This is a genomic window from Micromonospora deserti (genome assembly GCF_003236335.1).
Classification (GTDB): Bacteria; Actinomycetota; Actinomycetes; order Mycobacteriales; family Micromonosporaceae; genus Micromonospora; species Micromonospora deserti.
Genome location: NZ_POUB01000607.1, coordinates 1 through 299 on the forward strand (window position 1 = coordinate 1; position 299 = coordinate 299).

Here is a 299-nt window from a genome sequence, read left to right on the forward strand (position 1 = left end):
GTTACGGACTGAGCTGCGTGTGGTGTGGCTGGCCGGGCGTGAGGGCCGGCTGTATGCCCGTCGGGGCGGTCACCGGCGGCGGGCTCCCGGTGCCGGCCGTCGTCTGGTCCTGCGGTTCACCGACCGGCTGGTGATCACCCTCTCCCATCTGCGGCTGGGCGTGCCGCACGAAGCCCTAGGCGGTGTTTCATAGGTGTTGAGGAAGTTGCGGCGCGTCGGTGATCAATAAACGGCGAGGTCTCCGGTAGATGATTCTTCGACCAAGAAGACCTGAACACCGGAGACCTCGTGGCCAGCGT

At 65.9% G+C, this 299-nt stretch carries 1 pseudogene; it reads left to right on the forward strand.

Annotated elements, in window-relative coordinates:
- Nucleotides 1-193: pseudogene (locus C1I99_RS34455) on the forward strand (ISAzo13 family transposase); the annotation flags it as partial.
- Between the last annotated feature and the right edge of the window lie 106 nt (nucleotides 194-299).